Annotated in this window: 16 protein-coding genes; 12 read left to right on the top strand and 4 right to left on the bottom strand. The window is 71.6% G+C overall.

Annotation, left to right across the window (positions count from 1 at the left end):
- The first annotated feature begins 195 nt into the window (after window positions 1-195).
- The 6 genes from ACIRQ9_RS20370 (at window position 196) to ACIRQ9_RS20345 (ending at window position 9050) form a co-directional block, all read left to right on the top strand.
- Window positions 196-3234, top strand: a complete 3039-nt coding sequence (locus ACIRQ9_RS20370) for a putative bifunctional diguanylate cyclase/phosphodiesterase (protein WP_404174923.1) — start codon at window positions 196-198, stop codon at window positions 3232-3234.
- Between the two features lie 243 nt (window positions 3235-3477).
- Window positions 3478-5343 carry an acetolactate synthase large subunit gene (locus tag ACIRQ9_RS20365; RefSeq protein WP_404174920.1) on the top strand — a complete coding sequence of 622 codons (1866 nt, stop codon included), beginning with the start codon at window positions 3478-3480 and terminating at the stop codon, window positions 5341-5343.
- Window positions 5344-5365: 22 nt separating this feature from the next.
- Window positions 5366-5890, top strand: coding sequence for an acetolactate synthase small subunit (ilvN, locus tag ACIRQ9_RS20360; RefSeq protein WP_404174917.1), 525 nt, complete (start codon window positions 5366-5368; stop codon window positions 5888-5890).
- Window positions 5891-6006: 116 nt separating this feature from the next.
- Complete coding sequence (gene ilvC / locus ACIRQ9_RS20355; RefSeq protein ID WP_351323474.1) at window positions 6007-7005, top strand: ketol-acid reductoisomerase; 999 nt, start codon at window positions 6007-6009, stop codon at window positions 7003-7005.
- A gap of 226 nt (window positions 7006-7231) precedes the next feature.
- On the top strand, window positions 7232-8821 hold the full coding sequence (gene serA, locus ACIRQ9_RS20350) for a phosphoglycerate dehydrogenase (RefSeq protein ID WP_404174912.1): 1590 nt from the start codon (window positions 7232-7234) through the stop codon (window positions 8819-8821).
- A gap of 97 nt (window positions 8822-8918) precedes the next feature.
- The gene (locus ACIRQ9_RS20345) at window positions 8919-9050 is read left to right on the top strand and encodes a hypothetical protein (RefSeq protein WP_404174909.1); all 132 of its coding nucleotides are present in this window, start codon (window positions 8919-8921) and stop codon (window positions 9048-9050) included.
- Window positions 9051-9057: 7 nt separating this feature from the next.
- On the opposite strand, the gene ACIRQ9_RS20340 is transcribed toward ACIRQ9_RS20345, so the two are convergent.
- Complete coding sequence (locus ACIRQ9_RS20340) at window positions 9058-9225, bottom strand: hypothetical protein (RefSeq protein WP_404174906.1); 168 nt, start codon at window positions 9223-9225, stop codon at window positions 9058-9060.
- A gap of 181 nt (window positions 9226-9406) precedes the next feature.
- Window positions 9407-10657, bottom strand: a complete 1251-nt coding sequence (locus ACIRQ9_RS20335) for a PucR family transcriptional regulator (protein ID WP_404174903.1) — start codon at window positions 10655-10657, stop codon at window positions 9407-9409.
- Window positions 10658-10838: 181 nt separating this feature from the next.
- Here ACIRQ9_RS20335 and ACIRQ9_RS20330 point away from each other — a divergent pair, with 181 nt between their 5' ends.
- The 4 genes from ACIRQ9_RS20330 (at window position 10839) to ACIRQ9_RS20315 (ending at window position 14597) form a co-directional block, all read left to right on the top strand.
- Window positions 10839-11819, top strand: a complete 981-nt coding sequence (locus tag ACIRQ9_RS20330; RefSeq protein ID WP_404174900.1) for a proline dehydrogenase family protein — start codon at window positions 10839-10841, stop codon at window positions 11817-11819.
- Between the two features lie 80 nt (window positions 11820-11899).
- Window positions 11900-13531, top strand: coding sequence for an L-glutamate gamma-semialdehyde dehydrogenase (pruA, locus tag ACIRQ9_RS20325; RefSeq protein ID WP_404174897.1), 1632 nt, complete (start codon window positions 11900-11902; stop codon window positions 13529-13531).
- Between the two features lie 110 nt (window positions 13532-13641).
- On the top strand, window positions 13642-14178 hold the full coding sequence (locus ACIRQ9_RS20320; protein WP_404174894.1) for a GNAT family N-acetyltransferase: 537 nt from the start codon (window positions 13642-13644) through the stop codon (window positions 14176-14178).
- Window positions 14179-14465: 287 nt separating this feature from the next.
- On the top strand, window positions 14466-14597 hold the full coding sequence (locus ACIRQ9_RS20315; protein WP_089098576.1) for a hypothetical protein: 132 nt from the start codon (window positions 14466-14468) through the stop codon (window positions 14595-14597).
- An 82-nt stretch (window positions 14598-14679) separates the two neighbouring features.
- On the opposite strand, the gene ACIRQ9_RS20310 is transcribed toward ACIRQ9_RS20315, so the two are convergent.
- Window positions 14680-16227 carry a purple acid phosphatase family protein gene (locus ACIRQ9_RS20310; protein ID WP_404174891.1) on the bottom strand — a complete coding sequence of 516 codons (1548 nt, stop codon included), beginning with the start codon at window positions 16225-16227 and terminating at the stop codon, window positions 14680-14682.
- A gap of 132 nt (window positions 16228-16359) precedes the next feature.
- Here ACIRQ9_RS20310 and ACIRQ9_RS20305 point away from each other — a divergent pair, with 132 nt between their 5' ends.
- Entirely contained in the window at window positions 16360-17403 is a 1044-nt protein-coding gene (locus ACIRQ9_RS20305; protein ID WP_404174888.1) for a 3-isopropylmalate dehydrogenase, read from the top strand.
- Between the two features lie 251 nt (window positions 17404-17654).
- Window positions 17655-18743 (top strand): branched-chain amino acid aminotransferase, encoded by a 1089-nt coding sequence (locus tag ACIRQ9_RS20300; protein ID WP_404174885.1) that lies wholly within the window; start codon window positions 17655-17657, stop codon window positions 18741-18743.
- Between the two features lie 99 nt (window positions 18744-18842).
- Here ACIRQ9_RS20300 and ACIRQ9_RS20295 read toward each other — a convergent pair whose 3' ends face one another.
- Window positions 18843-20291, bottom strand: coding sequence for a cytosine permease (locus tag ACIRQ9_RS20295; protein ID WP_404174882.1), 1449 nt, complete (start codon window positions 20289-20291; stop codon window positions 18843-18845).
- Window positions 20292-20301 lie beyond the last annotated feature (10 nt).

Raw genomic sequence — 20301 nt, 5'->3', positions numbered from 1 at the left:
GGCGATGCACGGCCTATGGACGAACGATCCGACGCGGCGGAGCCGCCGGCGGCGACCCTGGCGCACAGCTGCGCGCAGACGCGGCCACCACACCTGCCATCACCACCACCGAAGGCACAGCGCACGCCGGAGGAATGCCCACCCGGCGCACCGGGGCCCGAGGGACCCGGGCTCGACACGGACCGGGAGGGTCCGGTGACGGCCCCGACGCCCGTGCCGACCACTCTCCCCGGAGCGCTGCGGGCACAGCCTCCGGCTCAGAAGCCGCGTTCCCGCCCGCCGGTCACCGGCAGCGGGACCGGCGTGGTCCGCCAACTCGTCCTGGCCCTGATCTGCGCGGGATACGCCGTCGGTTCCGCGTTCGACTGGGGCTCGAACCAGATCGCCCTGTTCATGGGCGACTTCGGTCTGACCGCGGCCGCCGGCACCGCCGCCGTGTCGTGCTTCTTCTACGCCCGCTCCCCGCGGGTCCGCTTTCGACCCGCCTGGCTGCTGTTCGCCCTCTCCTCGGCGATGGCGGCCCTCGGCAACGCGGTCTGGGGCTGGTACGAGGTCGTGCTCCAGCGGCCGGTGCCCAGCCCCAGTTACGCCGACCTGTTCTTCCTGTGCTTCGCGCCGCCCGCCATCGTCGGTCTGCTGGTGCTGGCCAAGCGGCCGATGAGCAAGGCCGGGTGGATCTGTCTGGCACTGGACGCCTGGCTGATCGGCGGCTCCCTGCTCACCCTGTCGTGGAGCCTCGCGCTCGCCCAGGCCGCCCGGCTCGACGGGCCCAGCGTCGCGCACACCGCGCTCTCGCTGGCCTACCCGCTGCTGGACATCGCCCTGGTCAGCATGGTGCTCGCGCTGCACTTCCGGCGCTCGCCGGGCAACCGCACCGCGGTGAACACCGCGATCGGCGCGCTCGCCCTGACCGTGATGTGCGACGCCCTGTTCACCTCACCGCTGCTGCACAGCAGTTACCGCTCCGGCCAGCTGCTGGACGCGGGCTGGTTCGCCGGCTCGCTGTTGCTGGCGTACGCCCCCTGGGCCCCGCCCAGGCCGGCGCCGGAGCCCGAGGCGCACGCGCGCGTGGTCCACGAACACGTGCCCGGCGCGCGGACCCCGGCCCCCCGGCCGGCCGCCGCGCCGGGCGGCGAGCACGGCCGGTACTCGTCGGGCCGCCCGCTGACCGGCTCGCTGGCCGCGCTCACGCCCTACCTGGCCGCCGCCGTGTGCACGCTGGGCATCCTCTACAACGTGCTCAACGGCCGCAGCCCGGACCACGTCGTCCTGATCACCGCCGGCTGCGTGGTGCTCGCGCTCGTCGTGCGCCAGGGCATCATGCTGCTCGACAACATCACCCTCACCCAGGAACTGGCCCATCAGGAGAACCACTTCCGGTCCCTGGTGCAGGGCTCCAGCGACGTCATCATGATCGCCGCGCCCAACGGCATCCTCCGGTACGTCTCCCCGGCCGCCGCCGGGGTCTACGGACGCCCCGCCGACGAACTGGTCGGCTCCGAACTGGGCAACCTCATCCACCCGGAGGACCTGGGCTGCGTGGTCCACGAGGTCCGCCGGTTCCTGGCCACCGGGCCCCACGAGGAGTCCACCACCCGTATCGAGTGCCGTTTCCGGTCCGGAGACGGCGGCTGGCTCAACGTCGAGTCCACCGTCAACCGGCACCACGGCGGCCTCATCTTCAACAGCCGTGACGTCACCGAACGGGTCCGGCTGCAGGCGCAGCTCCAGCACAACGCCGAGCACGACCCGCTCACCGACCTGCCCAACCGGGCCCTGTTCACCCGGCGGGTGCAGCAGGCCCTGTCCGGCCGCCGTTCCTCCGACCGGGGCACCGCCCTGCGGAACACGGCGGTGCTCTTCATCGACCTGGACGGGTTCAAGGCGGTCAACGACACGATCGGTCACCAGGCCGGCGACGAACTGCTCGTCCAGGCCGCGCGACGGCTCCAGGACGCGGTCCGCCACGGCGACACCGCCTCCCGGCTGGGCGGCGACGAGTTCGCGGCGCTGATCGTCGGGGACGGCACCCGTGACCGCAGTGCCCGGGAGCGGCACATCCTGGAGCTCGCCGACCGCCTCAGGGTGACCCTCTCGCAGCCGTACCTCATTGACGGCAACGATGTCCGTGTCAACGCGTCCATCGGTGTCGCCTTCGCCGAACCGGGCCTCGGCGCCGGAGAGCTGCTGCGCAACGCCGACCTGGCGATGTACCGCGCCAAGTCGGCGGGCAAGGGCCGCGTCGAGCTGTACAGGCCGCAGATGCAGCAGGACGTCGTACGCAAGGCGGAGCTGGCCACCCGGCTGCGGGCCGCGCTGCACGACGGCGAGTTCGCGCTGCTGCACCAGCCCGTGGTCTGCCTGGAGACCGGCCGGATCGACTCGGTCTCGGCCCAGGCCCGCTGGCGCTCCTCCCAGGGCGTGCTGTTCACGCCCGCCGAGTTCCTGCGGGTCGCCGAGGACAGCGACAAGACCTCGGAGCTGGACCGCTGGATCCTCCAGGAGGCGGTCGAGCAGGCCGCCGAGCGGGCGGCCAACGGCCTCGTGGTCCCGGTCGCCGTCCGGACCTCCGCCCGGCGGCTGCTCGACCGGTCCTCGCCGCTGGGTTCCGTGGAGGCCCTGCTGACCCGGTACGGGCTGCCCTCCGGAGCGCTGATCCTGGAGCTGTCCGACACCGATCCGCGGGTACCGCTGGACGATCTGGAGCGGCGGCTGACCGTGCTCAGCCGGCACGGCGTCCGGATCGCGCTGGACGGCTTCGGCAGCGGCTACGCGGCGATCACCGCGTTGCGCAAGCTCCCCGTCGACCTGCTCAAACTCGACCGCAGTCTGGTCGAGGGGGTCGTCGAGTCGCCGCGGCTGCACAAGATCACCAGCGGGCTGCTGCGGATCGCCGGTGATCTCGGGCTCCAGTCGGTGGCCGAGGGCGTGGACCTGCCCGAGCAGGTCAGCGCGTTGCGGGCGATGGGGTGCACGCACGGGACGGGCATGGCCTTCGCCGGACCGCTGGACGAGTACCGGCTGCGCCGGGCGCTGGGTTCCGGCCACTATCCGCTGCCGCACACGGCCGCCGAGCCTGCCTTCGCGGGCGCGGGCGGCGGCGAACGGACCATGGACAGGAGCGCGGGGGTGTACACCAGTGGTGTGCCCGCGGTCGCCGGTGGGGTGACCGCCGTGTTCGGAGGCGGCAGTGCCCTTCGCTCACATAGTGAGACTCCCGTCCCACCCACTTGACACGTGGTGCGCGTCAGAGGGAGGGTCAGTTCCATGCGCACCCGAATTCTCGTACTTGGACAGCGCGTCGGCTGAGCTGGGACTCGCCGGAGAAGGATCCGGAATCCCCAGCGACCACACCGGCGCGCTCCCCTCGCTTGCCTTACGGCACGAGGGGTTTTTTGTTGCACCAGCACCACACGTACGGCGGCAGAAATCCGTACGAAACTCGCAGAAACCCTCAGCATCGAGAAGAGAATGCCGATGACCGAGCAGAGCGCCGCGGCCCACCATCCGCAGCCGCGGCCCCGTTCCGGAGGACAGCAGGCCCCCACCGTCGAGCACGTCTCGGGTGCCAAGTCCCTCATCCGCTCGCTTGAGGAGGTCGGCGCTGACACGGTATTCGGCATCCCCGGCGGCGCGATCCTGCCGGCCTACGACCCGCTGATGGACTCCACCCGGGTGCGCCACGTCCTGTGCCGGCACGAGCAGGGCGCCGGTCACGCGGCCACCGGCTACGCGCAGGCCACCGGGAAGGTCGGCGTCTGCATGGCGACGAGCGGCCCGGGTGCGACGAACCTGGTCACCCCGATCGCGGACGCCCACATGGACTCGGTGCCGCTCGTGGCGATCACCGGGCAGGTCGCGTCGTCCTCGATCGGCACGGACGCCTTCCAGGAGGCGGACATCGTCGGCATCACCATGCCGATCACGAAGCACAACTTCCTGGTCACCAAGGCCGAGGACATCCCGCGGACCATCGCCCAGGCGTTCCACATCGCCTCCACCGGCCGGCCCGGCCCGGTGCTGGTGGACATCGCCAAGGACGCCCTCCAGGCGAAGACCACGTTCTCCTGGCCGCCGGTCATGGACCTGCCGGGCTACCGTCCGGTGACCAAGCCGCACGCCAAGCAGATCCGCGAGGCCGCCAAGCTGATCACCTCCGCGAAGCGGCCCGTCCTCTACGTCGGCGGCGGCGTCATCAAGGCCGGCGCCACCGCCGAGCTGAAGGTCCTCGCCGAACTCACCGGAGCGCCCGTCACCACCACCCTGATGGCGCTCGGCGCGTTCCCCGACAGCCACCCGCTGCACGTGGGAATGCCGGGCATGCACGGTGCGGTCACCGCCGTCACCGCGCTGCAGAAGGCCGACCTGATCGTCGCCCTCGGAGCCCGCTTCGACGACCGCGTCACCGGCAGGCTGGACAGCTTCGCCCCGTACGCGAAGATCGTCCACGCCGACATCGACCCCGCGGAGATCGGCAAGAACCGCGCCGCCGACGTGCCGATCGTCGGTGACGCCCGCGAGGTCATCGCCGACCTGATCCAGGCGGTGCAGAAGGAGCACGGCGAGGGCCAGCCGGGCGAGGCCGCCACGTCGCGGTACGCGGCCTGGTGGAAGGACCTCAACCGCTGGCGCGAGACCTACCCGCTCGGCTACGACCTGCCCGACAACGGCTCGCTCTCCCCGCAGCAGGTCATCGAGCGGGTCGGACAGCTCGCCCCGGAAGGCACGATCTTCGCGGCGGGTGTCGGCCAGCACCAGATGTGGGCCGCGCACTACGTGCAGTACGAGAGGCCCGCCACCTGGCTGAACTCCGGCGGCGCGGGAACCATGGGCTACGCCGTCCCGGCCGCCATGGGCGCCAAGGCCGGGCAGCCCGGACAGACCGTCTGGGCGATCGACGGCGACGGCTGCTTCCAGATGACCAACCAGGAACTGACCACCTGCGCCCTGAACAACATCCCGATCAAGGTCGCCATCATCAACAACGGCGCGCTCGGGATGGTCCGCCAGTGGCAGACCCTCTTCTACAACCAGCGGTACTCCAACACCGTGCTGCACTCGGGTCCCGACGACGTCAACCCGGACGCCCGCGGCACCCGCGTCCCCGACTTCGTGAAGCTGTCGGAGGCCATGGGCTGCTACGCCATCCGCTGCGAGTCCCCGGACGACCTCGACAAGGTCATCGAAGAGGCCAACTCCGTCAACGACCGGCCGGTCGTCGTGGACTTCGTGGTCCACGAGGACGCGATGGTGTGGCCGATGGTCGCCGCCGGCACCTCCAACGACGAGATCCTGGCCGCCCGGGACGTCCGCCCCGACTTCGGCGACAACGAAGACGACTGAGCGAGAGAGACGTATAAAGACCATGTCCAAGCACACGCTCTCCGTTCTGGTGGAGAACAAGCCGGGCATCCTCGCCCGCATCGCCGCGCTGTTCTCCCGGCGGGGCTTCAACATCGACTCGCTGGCGGTCGGCGTCACCGAGCACCCCGACATCTCCCGCATCACGATCGTGGTGAGTGTCGAGGCCCTGCCGCTGGAGCAGGTGACCAAGCAGCTCAACAAGCTCGTCGAGGTCCTCAAGATCGTCGAGCTGGAACCGGGTGCCGCCGTTCAGCGGGAACTCGTTCTGGTGAAGGTGCGCGCCGACAACGAGACGCGCTCCCAGATCGTGGAGATCGTCCAGCTGTTCCGCGCCAAGACCGTCGACGTCTCCCCGGAGGCCGTCACCGTCGAGGCCACCGGCAGCAGCGAGAAGCTGACCGCCATGCTCAAGATGCTGGAGCCGTTCGGCATCAAGGAGCTGGTGCAGTCCGGCACCATCGCGATCGGCCGCGGGGCCCGCTCGATCACCGACCGGTCGCTGCGCGCACTGGACCGATCCGCGTAAGGCTGGACACGGGCGGCCGGCCGCCGGCCGCCCGTATGCCGAGACCCCGCACCTTCCCTTCCACCCGCCGTCATACGGTGGGACGCACCATCCGCACACCAAGGAGAGAACCCAAAGTGGCCGAGCTGTTCTACGACGCCGACGCCGACCTGTCCATCATCCAGGGCCGCAAGGTCGCGGTCATCGGCTACGGCAGCCAGGGCCACGCCCACGCCCTGTCGCTGCGCGACTCCGGTGTCGACGTGCGTGTCGGTCTGCACGAGGGCTCCAAGTCCAAGGCGAAGGCCGAGGAGCAGGGCCTGCGCGTGGTGACCCCGTCCGAGGCCGCCGCCGAGGCCGACGTCATCATGATCCTGGTCCCGGACCCGATCCAGGCCCAGGTCTACGAGGAGTCCATCGCCCCGAACCTGAAGGACGGCGACGCGCTGTTCTTCGGCCACGGCCTGAACATCCGCTACGGCTTCATCAAGCCCCCGGCCGGCGTCGACGTCTGCATGGTCGCCCCGAAGGGCCCGGGCCACCTGGTGCGCCGTCAGTACGAGGAGGGCCGCGGCGTGCCCTGCATCGTGGCCGTCGAGCAGGACGCCACGGGCAATGGCTTCGCGCTGGCCCTTTCGTACGCGAAGGGCATCGGCGGCACCCGCGCCGGCGTCATCAAGACGACCTTCACCGAGGAGACCGAGACCGACCTGTTCGGCGAGCAGGCCGTCCTGTGCGGTGGCACCTCCGCCCTGGTGAAGGCCGGTTTCGAGACCCTGGTCGAGGCCGGCTACCAGCCGGAGATCGCCTACTTCGAGTGCCTGCACGAGCTGAAGCTCATCGTCGACCTGATGTACGAGGGCGGCCTGGAGAAGATGCGCTGGTCGGTCTCCGAGACCGCCGAGTGGGGCGACTACGTCACCGGCCCGCGGATCATCACCGACGCCACCAAGGCCGAGATGAAGAAGGTCCTCGCGGAGATCCAGGACGGCACCTTCGCCCGCAACTGGATGGACGAGTACCACGGCGGTCTGAAGAAGTACAACGAGTACAAGAAGCAGGACTCCGAGCACCTGCTGGAGACCACCGGCAAGCAGCTGCGCAAGCTGATGTCCTGGGTCGACGAAGAGGCGTGAGCCGCAGGTGACGGGGCCGGAGCGGGACGCTCCGGCCCCGTTGTCCAGCTCGTCGAATCTCGGACGGGTGATGCTTCCGCCAAGGCGCAGGACGACCGGCACCACGCCACTACACTGCCGTACTACATACGCGTCAGGCCCACAGCGTCGTGCGTCTCCGCGGTAGCCCCCTCCACCGCCAGCGGCCGTCGGGACGGCCGTCCGCATTGGACATGTGAGGACTCACGTGAGCTCGAAACCTGTCGTACTCATCGCTGAAGAGCTGTCGCCCGCCACCGTCGACGCGCTGGGCCCGGACTTCGAGATCCGGCACACGAACGGAGCAGACCGAGCCGAGCTGCTCCCGGCCATCGCCGACGTGGACGCGATCCTGATCCGCTCCGCCACCAAGGTCGACGCCGAGGCGATCGCCGCCGCGAAGAAGCTGAGGGTCGTCGCACGAGCCGGCGTCGGCCTGGACAACGTGGACGTCTCCGCCGCCACCAAGGCCGGCGTGATGGTCGTCAACGCGCCGACCTCCAACATCGTGACCGCCGCCGAGCTGGCCTGCGGTCTGCTGATCTCCACCGCCCGCAACATCTCGCAGGCCAACTCGGCGCTGAAGAACGGCGAGTGGAAGCGGAGCAAGTACACCGGCGTGGAGCTCGCCGAGAAGACCCTCGGTGTCGTCGGCCTCGGCCGCATCGGCGCCCTGGTCGCCCAGCGGATGTCCGCCTTCGGCATGAAGGTCGTGGCGTACGACCCCTACGTCCAGCCCGCGCGGGCCGCGCAGATGGGCGTCAAGGTGCTGTCGCTGGACGAGCTGCTGGAGGTCTCCGACTTCATCACCGTCCATCTGCCGAAGACCCCGGAGACGGTCGGTCTGATCGGCGACGAGGCGCTGCGCAAGGTCAAGCCGTCGGTGCGGATCGTGAACGCGGCGCGCGGCGGCATCGTCGACGAGGTGGCGCTGTACGCGGCGCTCAAGGAGGGCCGGGTCGCCGGCGCCGGCCTCGACGTGTACACGAAGGAGCCGTGCACCGACTCCCCGCTCTTCGAGCTGGACCAGGTCGTCTGCACCCCGCACCTCGGCGCCTCCACCGACGAGGCCCAGGAGAAGGCCGGCATCGCGGTCGCCAGGTCGGTCCGCCTCGCGCTCGCGGGCGAGCTGGTCCCGGACGCGGTGAACGTGCAGGGCGGGGTCATCGCCGAGGACGTCAAGCCCGGTCTGCCGCTGGCCGAGCGGCTCGGCCGGATCTTCACCGCGCTCGCCGGCGAGGTCGCCGTCCGCCTGGACGTCGAGGTCTACGGCGAGATCACCCAGCACGACGTGAAGGTGCTGGAGCTGTCCGCGCTCAAGGGTGTCTTCGAGGACGTCGTCGCCGAGACCGTCTCCTACGTCAACGCCCCGCTGTTCGCGCAGGAGCGCGGTGTCGAGGTGCGCCTGACCACCAGCTCGGAGTCGGCCGACCACCGCAACGTCGTCACGGTGCGCGGCACCCTCGGCAGCGGCGAGGAGGTCTCGGTCTCCGGCACGCTGGCCGGCCCGAAGAACCTCCAGAAGATCGTCGCGGTCGGTGACTTCGACGTCGACCTCGCCATCGCCGACCACCTGCTGGTGCTGCGCTACGAGGACCGTCCGGGCGTCGTCGGCACCGTCGGCCGCATCCTCGGCGAGGCGGGCATCAACATCGCCGGCATGCAGGTCGCGCGGTCGATCGCGGGCGGCGAGGCGCTGGCCGTGCTGACCGTCGACGACACGGTCACCTCCGGTGTGCTGGCCGAGGTGGAGGCGGAGATCGGCGCGACCTCGGCGCGTTCGGTGAACCTGGTCTGAGCCGCCGTCCGGGGGCTGCCGCCCCCGGGCCCCCGCTTTCGGCCGGAACGGCCTCGTCCGCGCACGCCGGACGGGCTGGGAAACCAGCCCGTCCGGCGTGCGTGCGTTCGGCCGGCACGCCCGGCCGCCGAGCTTCCGCAACGTCACCCTGGCCCCCCACCGCCGCCGGCACCAGCGGCACCGCCCCGGCGATCGCCGTCAGATCGTCGAGGCCGCGACCGAGAGCTGAGCGGCCGTCAGCCGACGGGGTAGGTGATCACCGCGCGGGCCGGGAAGCGCAGAAAGTCGCCGGACAGCGGCGAACGCTCGACGGTGACGCCGACGCCGTTCACGGTCCGGTAGCTGAAGACCGGGTCCCTCAGGGCGGTGCCGCACAGCCCCGCCGGGAGTTGCGAACCCCTCACCGGCGACGCCTTTCGCACCGTACGTCTCGGCGAACAGCTCCCCGTCCCGCGGCACCGGGCCCGCGGTGCGCAGGTAATCCGCGAGCGCGTGAAATCACCCATGTCGCCCCCCCTGTTGACAGCCGGGCGTACCGGCAGGCGGAGCCCATGCCGACCGCCGCTCGGGCGGCGGTCGGGGCGGCTACAGCCGTGCCCGCTTCAGCGCCATGTGCAGCAGCAGCCGGTCCTCGCCGTCGTCCAGGTCGAGGCCGGTGAGCTGCTCCACCCGGGACAGGCGGTAGTACAGGGTCTGCCGGTGGATGCCGAGGGCCCCGGCCGTGCGGCCCGCCTGGCCCGCGCAGTCCAGATACGCCTCGGCGGTGCGGGCGAGTTCGCGGTGGGCCGGGGAGAGCAGGACGGCCACCGCCGGGTCGTGCGAGGCCTCCGGCGGCAGCGCCGTCAGCAGCCGGTACGGGCCCACGTGCGCCCACTCGGCGACCGGCCCGAACCGGGGTTCGGCCAGCGCCGCGCGGGTCGCGGCGGCCGCCTCCTGCCAGACCGTGGCCAGCTCGGCGAGGCCGGTACGGGCCTCGCCCACCCCGGCGGCGAGGCCCTGGACCGCGGCGCCGGCGAACCCCGCGGCGACGGCGGCCGCCGTGCGCGCCCCGGCCCCGCGCGCCGCGGCCGGCCGGGCCTCCGCGGCCTCCTTGAGCAGGCGCGCGGCGGCCGTCAGGGCGGGGGTGGCCGTGTCGGTGCTGCGCAGCCTGACCAGGACGGCGAGGCTGTGGCCGGTCGCGCCCCACGGCAGCGTGCACAGCGCGGTGGCGTGCGGGACCGTGCGCGGCGACGGGGCGTCGTCCGGGTCGGCGGAGGGCCACGGGGCGACGCAGACCATCGTGTGCGGGCCGTCCGCGCGGGCGCCGAGCGCGGTACGCAACTCGGCCACCGCCATGTCCCGCTGCCAGCCGTGCTCCGCGACCAGCACCGCCCGCAGCTCCCGGCCCAGGCCCGCGCCCGCCTGCGCCTCGTCGGCGAGCAGCGCGCCGATCCGTCCGGCCACCTCCATGGCGGCCGCCAGCTGGGCGTCCGTCGGGCCCGGATCGTCGTCCAGCAGCCATACGTAGCCGAGCACCACACCCCGATGGCGTACCGGCAGGCAGATCCTTCCCCGGTACACGCCGGCCTCCGGTGTCGGCGGGATGCGGACCGGTCCGGTCGCCCGGGTGATGCCGAAGCCCTCGAACCAGGCGCGGACCGCCGCCGTGGAGCGCCGGGTCAGGATCGAACGGGTCCTGACCGGGTCCAGCGCCGACGGATCGAGGTCGCCCTCGCTGTCGTACGCCCCGAAGGCGAGCAGCTCGAAGTCGCGGTTCTCCAGGGTCGCCGGGACGCCCAGCAGCTCGGAGATCTCGTCGACCGGCTCCTGGTAGTCACCCTTGAATTCCGACGTCACCCGGGCATTCTCCCGCAATTCCCGAGTACCTTCATACAACTGTCTGAGATCTGCGGCACGGATGCGTGACAGCTGTCGATGGCTCACGATCGCAGAGATCCCTACCTTTCACGGTGGTTCTCCGTGCCGTGTCCACCCCGTCGGATCGCGGCCGTTCTGGCATGTGTTGTGGAGGTGCCCCGTGCTGGGTCCCGTGATTCTCGCCGCGTCGCGCAGCGACCGGATGCGACGTCTGATCTCGGCCGCGCCGGTGACGAAGCAGGTCGTCGACCGCTTCATCCCCGGTGAGTCGGTCGACGACATCGTCCCGATCATCGAGCAGCTCACCGGCCGCGGCCTGGAGCTGACGATGGACGTCGTCGGCGAGGACATCACCACCCCGGAGCAGGCCACCGCCGCCCGGGACGCCTACCTGGCGCTGATCGACCGGCTGCGGGACCTCGGTCTCGGCGAGCGCGTCGAGATGTCGGTGAAGCTCTCCATGTTCGGCCAGGCCCTCCCGTCGCCCACCACCACCCCGCTCGAAGGGCCCCGTGGGCCCGCCCCCGCGTTCCAGGGCGGCCACGAGCTGGCCCTCGCCAACGTCCGCCCGGTCGTCGAGGCCGCCGCCGCCATCGGCACGACCGTCACCCTCGACGCCGAGGACCACACCACCCTCGACTCGATGTTCGCCATCCACGAGGAGCTGCGGAAGGACTTCCCGCAGACCGGCTGCGTCATCCAGGCCTACCTGTTCCGCACCGAGGCCGACGCCCGCCGCCTCGCCGCGGCCGGCAGCCGGGTCCGGCTGGTCAAGGGTGCCTACAAGGAGCCCGCCGAGGTCGCCTACCAGCAGAAGCACGAGATCGACAAGGCGTACGTGCGCATCCTCGGGACTCTCATGGAGGGCGAGGGGTACCCGATGGTCGGCTCCCACGACCCCCGCCTGATCTCCATAGCCCAGGAGCTCGCCAGGCGCGCCGGGCGCAAGCCGGACGAGTACGAGTTCCAGATGCTCTACGGCATCCGCGGCGACGAGCACCTGCGGCTGGCCGCGGAGGGCCACCGGATGCGGGTCTACACCGCCTACGGCACCGACTGGTACGGCTACTTCATGCGCCGGCTCGCGGAGAAGCCGGCCAACCTGCGCTTCTTCCTCCGCTCCATGCTCAGCAAGGGCTGACGGCCCCCCGGCCCGCCACCTCGTCTCTCTCCCACCCGCCGCCCGCCACACCCGCTCACGTACAAGGAGCCACGGATCTCATGGACGCTGTGACCCAGGTCCCCACCCCCGTCAACGAGCCGGTGCACGGCTACGCCCCCGGCTCTCCCGAGCGCGCCCGCCTGGAGGCGAAGCTCAAGGAGCTGGCCGAGAACCCGATCGAGCTGCCGATGACCATCGGCGGCGAGAAGCGGCTCGGCGGCGGCGAGCAGTTCCAGGTCGTCCAGCCGCACAACCACAAGGCCGTCATCGGCACCGGCCGGCACGCCACCCGGCAGGACGCGCAGGACGCCGTCGACGCGGCCCTCGCCGCCGCCCCGGCCTGGCGCGCGATGTCCTTCGACGACCGCGCCGCGATCATCCTGCGCGCCGCCGAACTGCTCTCCGGCCCCTGGCGCGAGACCATCGCCGCCTCCACGATGCTCGGCCAGTCCAAGACGGCCCAGCAGGCCGAGATCGACAGCCCCTGCGAGCTGGTCGACTTCTGGCGGTTCAACGTCCACTACGCCCGCCAGATCCTCGCCGAGCAGCCGCCGGCCAACTCCCCGGGCGTCTGGAACCGCATGGACCACCGCCCGCTGGAGGGCTTCGTCTACGCGATCACGCCGTTCAACTTCTCGGCGATCGCGGCCAACCTGCCGACCGCGCCGGCGCTGATGGGCAACGTGGTCGTCTGGAAGCCCTCGCCCACCCAGACCCACGCGGCCGTCCTGCTGATGCAGCTGCTGGAGGAGGCCGGGCTGCCCAAGGGCGTCATCAACCTCGTCACCGGCGACGGCATCGAGGTCTCCGAGGTCGCCCTCGTCCACCGCGACCTCGCCGGCATCCACTTCACCGGCTCCACCAAGACCTTCCAGCACCTGTGGAAGACGGTCGGCAACAACATCGAGAACTACCGCACCTACCCGCGTCTGGTCGGCGAGACCGGCGGCAAGGACTTCGTGGTCGCCCACCCGTCGGCCGACCGCGCGGTGCTCAAGACCGCGCTGACCCGCGGCGCCTTCGAGTACCAGGGCCAGAAGTGCTCGGCGACCTCCCGCGCCTACATCCCGGCGTCCATCTGGAACTCCGGCTTCAAGGAGGAGTTCGCCGCCGAGGTCGAGTACCTGACGATGGGTGACGTCACCGACCTGTCGAACTTCATGGGCGCCGTGATCGACGAGCGCGCGTTCGCCAAGAACAAGGCCGCGATCGACCGTGCCAAGGAGGACCCGACCTGCACGATCGTCGCGGGCGGCTCCTACGACGACTCGGTCGGCTACTTCGTGCGCCCGACCGTCGTCGAGTGCTCCGACCCGGAGAACGAGGTCTTCCGCACCGAGTACTTCGGCCCGTTCCTCGCCGTGCACGTCTACGAGGACGACAGCTACGACGAGATGCTGACCCAGATGGAGTCGGTGTCCGAGTACGCGCTCACCGGCTCGGTCGTCGCGGGCGACCGCGCGGCGGCCGCGTACACGATGGAGAAGCTGCGCTACGCGGCGGGCAACTTCTACATCAACGACAAGTCGACCGGCGCCGTCGTCGGCCAGCAGCCCTTCGGCGGCGGCCGGGCCTCCGGCACCAACGACAAGGCCGGCGCCCCGCAGAACCTGCTGCGCTGGACGCTGACCCGCGCGATCAAGGAGACCCTGGTCGCCCCGACCGACTACTCCTACCCGCACATGGGCTGACCTTCGGCCCGCCCGAACGACGGGCCGGGAAGCCTGACCCACGAGCAGGCTTCCCGGCCCGTTCCCATGAGTCCGCCTCCCGCCCGCCGCCCCGTGCCGATACTGGGCTCATGTCTCTCCGTCTCGCGCACACCGCAGACCTGGACCCCGCCGACCTCGACGCCGTGCACGCCCTGCTGCACGGCGCGTTCGGCGACGACCTGACCGACGCCGACTGGGAGCACGGCCTCGGCGGCGTGCACGCCCTCGTGCGCGACGAGGCCGGGCTCGCCGCGCACGGCTCGGTGGTCATGCGCCGGGCCCGGTACCGCGGCGCCTGGCTGCGGGTGGGCTACGTCGAGGCCGTCGCGGTGCGGGCCGACGTCCGCCGCCGCGGCCTCGGCGGGCAGGTGATGGCGGCCCTGGAGCGGTACGTCGAGCGTGCCTACGACCTCGGGGCGCTCGGCGCCAGCGACGACGGCGCGCTGCTCTACGCCGCCCGCGGCTGGCAGTGCTGGCCCGGCAGGATAAGCGCCCTCTCGCCGGACCGGGGGATCGTGCGCCTCGCGGAGGAGGAGGGCTGCCTCTTCGTACGGCCCGGTCTCGCCGGCGTCCTCGACCCCGCCCACGAGCTGGTCTTCGACTGGCGCGACGGCGACGTCCTCTAGGCCGTCCGCCACATCCGTCACACCCGCGGCGCCTGGCGAAAGCCCAGTTCAGCGCCGTGTGACGCGGTCCGCCGTCTCAGATAGTAGGAAGTCCGAGTAATTGTGCAGACAGGAGCGGGCCGCTCCCTTACTTTTGTAGGAGCCGAACGTCTCGCTCGATCAAGCGAATGGCGGTCGTGAGCCGGGCCCCGTGCAGGCAACCCCTGCGGCACCGCTCCCCGCCCCTTCCGGCGTCTCGCAACCCCCCATTGCCGTACTCCAGATGATTGCCGAAGGAGTCGATCCCCATGGCCGAGACGACCGTCCGCCGCCGCGTCCGCCACGTGTCCCGGACCAGCGAGTCCGAGCGCAAGAACGCCGCCGCCGCCCTCCAGCGCGCCCTCGACCGCCGTGACAACGGCGGCGAGACCGGCCACTGAGCCCACCCGCACCGCCTCTTGAGCGGGAGCCGCGCCCGCACGGGGTGCGGCGCGGCCGGGACCGCCGCGCCGTACCCCCGGGTCAGCCGCCCCGCCGTATCTCGAAGTGGTCGATCCGCGCACCGCTGTGCGCCAGCGCCGACACCTTGAGCCTCGGAGCGGTGCCCGTCTCCGCCTCGACCTTGAGGAAGGAGAAGCCGGTGTACCGCACCCGCGACCACTCCGCCGTCTCCGCCACGCTGTGCTGCCCCTCGGCCCAGTGGAAGCTGCTCACCGGGCCGTGCCGGGTGAGGTGCCCCTCGTAGCTGTCCTCGACGCCGGAGGGGAACGAGTACAGGTTCCGTCCGCCTCCGCCCGCCGTGACGTACACGATCCCGTCCCGCGCCGGGTCGGTCGCGCCGCCGACCGGGACCTCGCGGCCGACCTCGCCGTTTCGCACCGCGTCCGTGCGCTCGTAGACGTGGTTGTGCCCGTTGATCACCAGGTCCACCTGGTACTTCGCGAACAGCGGCAGCCAGGCGGCCCGGATCCCGCCGTCGGAGGCGTGCGAGGACGTCGAGTACGCGCAGTGGTGGAAGAAGACGACCACGAAGTCGACGCCCGCACCGGCCCGCAGCTCCTTCAGCGTCCGCTCCAGCCACGCCGTCTGCCGGCCGCCGCTGTAGCCGAGGTTGGCGGGGATCTCGTACGACACGTCGTTGGCGTCCAGCGCGACGAAGCCGACGTTGCCGTAGGTGAAGGAGTACACGCCGGGCGCCCCGTGCGGGTCGAAGCCGTTGTCGGGCAGGGCGAAGCGGGCGTACTGGCCGCCGTAGCCGTCGGGGGAGTACCAGGCCTCCATGTCGTGGTTGCCGGTCGTCACCATCCACGGGACCGAGCCGGCCACGGGGTCGTTCTGCCGCAGGAACCGGTCCCACTCACGGGCGTCGTAACCGTCCGAGGTGCGGCCGGTCCCGTTGCCGTCCGCGTAGCAGATGTCCCCGGCGTGCAGGTGGAACGCCGGGTCCTGCTTCAGCAGCGCGTCGTCGGCCGACTTCCCGGCCCGGCTGACGCCCTGGTCGCCGAAGGCGGTGAACACGAACCGCTCCGGCCGCGCGGGCGCGGTGCGGAAGGACGTGATCGTGGAGCGGTGCTCGGGGGCGGCCGGGTCCCAGCCGTCGTGGCCGACGCCGTAGTAGTACGTCGTGCCCGGGGCGAGGCCGTCCAGGGCCGCGTGGACGTAGTACTGCTCGACCACCGGGCGCACGCCCTGCACTCCGGGCGTGCGCAGGTGCCGGACCTCGGCGGCGACGCGCCGGCCGAGGTCGTCGGGGCGCGTCCCGATCCGGACGAACGGTCCGCGCACCGCGGACGGCACCTGCCAGGAGATCCGCATCCGGGTCCGCGGGTCGGTGCCGAAGGCGAGATGGCGGCCGAACGGCACGACCGCCGAGCCGCGGGTCGCGGAGGTGGCCGGCGCCGGGCTCGCCGACCTGCTCGTGCAGCCGGCGACCAGGCCGCCGCCGGCCAGCGCGCCCGCCGTCACCAGCACGCGGCGGCTCACGAGCCGTTCGCGCAGGTACGCGTACTGCTCGGCCATGCTCATCCGGGCGGCGAGCCGCGGCGGAATGCCGAAGTCGGGGACGTCCATGGGAGGAACTATGCCCAGCGCAGGCCAACACCGGCCGCACGTGCGGGTGAACGCCGGGCGACGGAACAACGCGCGGCGTCCGCATGCCGGACAACGTGTGTCATTCCATGGGACGAGGAGTAGGGTGCCGCCATGTCTCGCAGCATCGATCTCGCAGTGATCCCCGGTGACGGCATCGGGCAGGAAGTCGTGGCCGAAGGCCTCAAGGTCCTCTCCGCCGTCCTCCCGGAGGACGTGAAGCTGGAGACCAAGGAGTACGACTTCGGTGCCAAGCGGTACCACGCCACCGGTGAGACCCTCACCGACGCCGACCTCGACGCGCTGAAGAAGCACGACGTCATCCTGCTGGGTGCGATCGGCGACCCGAGCGTCCCCTCCGGCGTCCTGGAGCGCGGCTTCCTGCTGAAGCTGCGCTTCGCCTTCGACCACCACGTCAACCTGCGTCCGTCGAAGCTCCTGCCGGGTGTCGCCACCCCGCTGGCCGGCGAACCGCGGATCGACTTCGTGGTCGTCCGCGAGGGCACCGAGGGTCCGTACACCGGCAACGGCGGCACCATCCGCAAGGGCACCGAGCACGAGGTCGCCACCGAGGTGTCGGTCAACACGGCTTACGGCGTGGAGCGCGTCGTGCGGGACGCCTTCGCCCGCGCCCAGGCCCGCCCGCGCAAGAAGCTCACGCTGGTCCACAAGAACAACGTGCTGACCTTCGCCGGGCACCTGTGGACGAACGTCTTCCACAAGGTGGCCGCGGAGTACCCCGAGGTCACCACGGACTACATCCACGTGGACGCCGCGACCATCTACCTGGTCACCGACCCGGCCCGCTTCGACGTGATCGTCACCGACAACCTCTTCGGCGACATCATCACCGACCTCGCCGCGGCCGTCTCCGGCGGCATCGGCGTCGCGGCGAGCGGCAACATCAACCCCTCCCGCGACTTCCCCTCGATGTTCGAGCCGGTCCACGGTTCCGCGCCGGACATCGCGGGCCAGGGCAAGGCCGACCCCACGGCCACCGTGCTGTCCGTCGCCCTGCTGCTGCGCCACCTCGGCTACGACGCGGAGGCCGCCCGCGTCGAGGAGGCGGTCACCGCCGACCTCACCGAACGCCAGGGCAAGCCCGCCCGCTCCACCTCGGAGATCGGCGACGCCCTCGCCGTACGCGTAGCCGGCTGACCCGCCGCGCTGCCGAACCACTTCGAAGCCGCCGGGTCGCGTCAGCGCCCGGCGGCTTCCCCATGCCTGCCGCCGGGTGCCACCATCGACCCCGGGTCCGCATTCACCCCGATTCCTTCCGCCCCGGCCCCCCGCGCGATAATCGAACGCGGAGCCGCGGTGTGAGGGAGTGCTCGGACGTCCTACCAGTGGACACCGGCGTACGGGCGTGAGCGCGGCCCATCACTACAACCGGTGAAGGATTACCACTCATGACGACGCCCACGATCGAGCTCAAGCCGTCCGCGCACCCGCTCGCCGCCGCCGAGCGCGAGGCGATCCTCGCCAGCCCCGGCTTCGGCCGCCACTTCACCGACCACATGGTGACGATCAAGTGGACCGAGGGCCGCGGCTGGCACGACGGGCAGCTCGTTCCGTACGCGCCGATCCCCCTCGACCCGGCGACCAACGTCCTGCACTACGCCCAGGAGATCTTCGAGGGCCTGAAGGCCTACCGGCGTCCCGACGGCTCGGTCGCCACCTTCCGCCCCGACCAGAACGCCAAGCGCTTCCAGCGCTCCGCCCGCCGGCTCGCCATGCCCGAGCTGCCGGTGGAGACCTTCATCGAGGCCTGCGACCTGCTCGTCCAGCAGGACAAGGACTGGGTCCCGGCACACGGCGGCGAGGAATCCCTCTACCTGCGCCCCTTCATGATCGCCACCGAGGTCGGCCTGGGCGTCAAGCCGGCCAACGAGTACCTCTTCCTGGTCATCGCCTCCCCGGCCGGCGCCTACTTCCCCGGCGGCGTCCGGCCGGTGTCCATCTGGGCCTCCGAGGACCGGGTGCGCGCCGTCCCCGGCGGCATGGGCGACGCCAAGACCGGCGGCAACTACGCGGCCTCCCTGCTCGCCCAGGCCGAGGCCGCCGCGCAGGGCTGCGACCAGGTCTGCTACCTCGACGCGGTCGAGCACAAGTGGGTCGAGGAACTCGGCGGGATGAACCTGTACTTCGTCTACGGCGACAAGATCGTCACGCCGACCCTGAGCGGCTCGATCCTCGAAGGCGTCACCCGCGACTCCCTGCTCACCGTCGCGCGCGACCTCGGCTACGAGTCCGAGGAGGCCCGGGTCTCCATCGACCAGTGGCAGCGCGACGCGGAGAACGGCACCCTCACCGAGGTCTTCGCCTGCGGCACGGCGGCCGTCATCACCCCGGTCGGCACGGTCAAGCGCGACGGCGCCCAGTGGCTGCAGTCGGGCGGCGAGCCGGGCGAGGTGACCATGAGGCTCCGCGAGGCGCTTCTGGACATCCAGCGCGGCAAGGTCGCGGACCAGCACGGCTGGATGCACGAACTGGGCTGAGGCTCCCGGACGCCCGGACGCGGCGTGCCACCCGCCCCGTGCCGCGGGGGAGGTGGCACGCCGCGCGCGTTCTTTGCCGGGGGCGGCCGGGCGTCCTGCTCAGACGCCGGTGGGGCTGGCGTGCGGCGCGGTCCTCGCCTCGTCGCCGCCGGACGGGCGGCCCGGGTCGGCCGGGCGGGACGGCAGCAGCAGGTAGAGCGCGCCGCCCACCAGGCCCGACAGCAGGAAGCTGCAGTCCACGCCGCCGGTCAGCGACAGCAGCGGTCCCTCGTACGACGGCAGCGAGACCGCCAGCAGGCCCACTCCCGCGCCGACCGCCCAGGAGACCGCGGCCCTCACGTTCCAGCCGGCCCGGTACCAGTAGATCCCGCCGTGCGAGCGGCGGTTGAAGACCTGGAGCGCGTCCGCGTCGTAGATCCCCCGGCAGCGGCGGAAACCGATGAGGGTGATCACCGCCCACGGGGTGCCGATCGCCGTCAGCAGGAGCACGAAGGACGTCATCGCGGACTGCGCGTTCCAGGCGTAGTGGCCGACGAAGACGCAGGCCGTGGCCACGATCGCGACCGTGTGGGTGGCGCGGGCCCGGGAGGCGCGGGGCAGGATCGCGTCCAGGTCGAGGCCCATCGAGTACAGCATCAGCCCCGCGTTGCCGACCGAGCCCGCGGAGGCGGAGAGCAGGAGCGGGACCAGGTACCAGGTGGGGGAGGCGGACACCAGCGGGCCCGCGTAGTCGGTCGCCGAGCGGGCCGCGTACGCGGTGAAGGTGCCGAACAGCTGCGGCACCAGCAGGCCGAGGACCAGGCCCAGCCAGGTCCCGTGCAGGACCCGGCGGGAGGAGTGCCGGGCCGGGGAGATGTAGCGCGTGTAGTCGCCGAGGAGGGTGATGAAGGCGACCGGCCCGGACAGTCCCGCCGCGACCGCCGCCAGACACCAGGTCGGCCAGAAGCCGCCCAGCAGGTAGCCGCCGGCGTCCGGCAGCGGCGAGGTGGCGAAGTGCGGGGCGTACGCGAAGATCCCGAGGATGAGCAGGGCGGTCATGCCGACGGCGAGCACCCGGGACATGGCGAGCAGGACCCGGTAGCCGTAGACCGCGCCGGCCACCGTGGCCGCCGCGAGCACCCCGTAGACCACCGCGTACGACACCCCGTCCGCGGGCAGCCCGAACAGCCGGTTCAGCACGCCCACCATCACGTCGCCGCCGATCCACACGGTCAGCGCCGTGTAGCCGAGGGCCAGCAGCAGGCCCACCACCGAGCCGACCAGCCGCCCGCGCACCCCGAACTGGGCGCCGGAGGAGGTGGAGAGGTTGGTGCCGGTGCGCAGGGAGACCAGGGCCAGCGGGGCCGTGAACAGCGTGCCGACCACCGTGCCCGCCACGATCGCGCTCACCGACGCCCACCAGCCGAGCCCGAAGGACGGCGGCAGCCAGCCGAAGATGATCACGCCGAGGCAGAGGTTGGAGCCGAGCAGGATCGAGACCAGGTCCTTGGGTCCGCTGGTGCGTTCCGCGTCCGGGATGGTGTCGACTCCGCGCTGTTCTATCGGCATGGCTGGGTCC

It is taken from the genome of Streptomyces sp. NPDC101237 (assembly GCF_044767465.1).
GTDB lineage: Bacteria > Actinomycetota > Actinomycetes > Streptomycetales > Streptomycetaceae > Streptomyces > Streptomyces gramineus.
This window is presented reverse-complemented; position numbering and strand designations above follow the sequence as displayed.